The organism is Sphingomonas sp. CCH9-F2 (genome assembly GCF_001556735.1).
GTDB classification, from domain to species: domain Bacteria; phylum Pseudomonadota; class Alphaproteobacteria; order Sphingomonadales; family Sphingomonadaceae; genus Sphingomonas; species Sphingomonas ginsenosidimutans.
In genome coordinates, this window is sequence record NZ_LSJO01000261.1 from 1 (window position 1) to 2,056 (window position 2,056).

Annotated in this window: 1 protein-coding gene; it reads left to right on the forward strand. The window is 71.3% G+C overall.

Annotation, left to right across the window (positions count from 1 at the left end):
* Positions 1 to 2,056: M16 family metallopeptidase (locus AX685_RS07770; protein ID WP_066487225.1), on the forward strand; the 2,056-nt coding region annotated here is incomplete at both ends.

Genomic DNA, 2,056 nt, shown 5'->3' on the forward strand with positions numbered 1-2,056 from the left:
CCCCGCCGGCCCGAAGAGCGTGGCCCCGCCCGCGCCGCTCCCCACCACGCTGCCCGGCCCGGCAGGCGAGGTAATGAAGGACCGCGTCGCCGCGACGATGATCACCAAGGCCTGGGCGGTGCCCGGGCTGAACGACCCGGATGCCGCGCCGCTGGACGTCGCCGCCGGGGTGCTGGGTGGGCTGGCCAGTTCGCGGCTCGACAATGCGCTGGTCAAGCAGGACAAGCTGGCGACGCAGGTGTCAGCCAATTACCAGAATCTGGCGCAGGTCGGGATGTTCGTCATCACCGCGATCGTCCGCCCCGGCGTCGATCCGGCGACGGTGTCGCAACGGATCGACGCGATCGTCGCCGATTTCGTCAAGAACGGCCCGACCGCGGACGAGGTGAGCCGTTACGTCACCGGCAGCGTCGTCGATCGCATCGGCGGGCTGGAATCGGTCGGCGGGTTCGGCGGCAAGGCGGTCGCGCTGGCCGAGGGCGCGCTCTATTCGAACGATCCGGCGCATTACCGCAAGGAGCTGGCCGACCTGGCGGCGCAGACCCCCGCGACGGTGCGCGCCGCCGCGGCGAAGTGGCTGACGCGCCCGGCGTATCAGCTGTCGATCGTTCCCGGCGCGCGCGATGCCTATGCCGAGGCGCAGGCGGCGCCGGCGAAGGACGTGCCGGCCGAGGCGCCCGCGCCCGCGGTGAAGGGCACGCGCGGCCCCATTCCGGGCGTGGCGCAGGTCGCCGACCTGAGCTTCCCGGCGGTGGAGCGCACGCGCCTGTCGAACGGGATCGAGGTGGTCTACGCCCGGCGCACCGCGGTGCCGATGACGCAGGCGGTGATGAGCTTCGACGCGGGCGTCGCCGCCGACGTGGCCGACAAGCTGGGCACGCAGGCGCTGGTGCTGGCGATGCTGGACGAAGGCACGGCGACGCGCAATTCGATCCAGCTGGCCGAGGACAAGGAGCGGCTGGGCGCGGACATCGGCGCGGGCAGCAGCGCCGACCGCAGCACCGTATCGCTGCGCGTGCCGAGCGCCAATCTGGCCGCGGGCGTGCGATTGTGGGCCGATATCGTCCGCAACCCGGCCTTCCCCGACAGCGAGCTGGCGCGCGTCAAGAACCAGCAACTGACGCAGATCGCGCAGGAGCTGACCAGCCCCAGCGGGCTGGCGCAGCGCGTGCTGCCGACGCTGGTGTCGCCGGGGTCGCCGTATGAGAAGATGCGCGGATCGGGCGATCCGCGTGCGGTGGCGGCGCTGACCCGCGCCGATCTGGTCGCGTTCCGCGATGCCTGGCTACGCCCGGACAAGGCGAAGATCTTCGTCACCTCCGACCTGCCGCTCGCCATGGTGCGCCAGACGCTGGAGGCGCAGTTCGGCGACTGGCGCGCGACCGGCGCGGGCGGGACCAAGGCGTTCCCGGCGACGATCAATTCGGTGTCGCCGCGCATCGTGCTGATCGACCGGCCCGACAGCCCCCAATCGTTGATCCAGGGCGCGATGCAGACCGGGTTGAAGGGCACCGACGACCTGCTGCCGGTGCAGATCGCCAACGAGGCGCTGGGCGGCAGCTTCCTGGGGCGGATCAACATGGACCTGCGCGAGGAGAAGCACTGGACCTATGGCGCGAGCGGCAATTTCAGCCGCAACGCCTTCGCCGCGCCCTATGTCCTGTCGGCGCCGGTGCAGGCGGACAAGACCGGCCCCGCGCTGGCCGCGATGAAGCAGAACGTCGCCGCCTATCTGACGACCGCGCCGATGACGGCGGCGGAGTTCGAACGCTCGATCAACTCGGCCACGCGATCGCTGTCGGGCGAGTTCGAGACGTCGGGCGACGTGCTGACCGCGATGCAGGCCAACGACCTGTATCGCCGCCCCGACGATTATTATGCCACGGTCGCAAGCCGTTACCGCGCGCTGACGCTGCCGCAGGCGACGCGGGCGCTGAAAGGGGCGATCGACCCGGCGAAACTGGTCTGGGTGGTGGTGGGCGACGCCGCGAAGGTGAAGCCGCAGCTTGACTCGCTCGGGCTGCCGGTCGAGGTCATGCCGGCGTCGGCGGTGGCC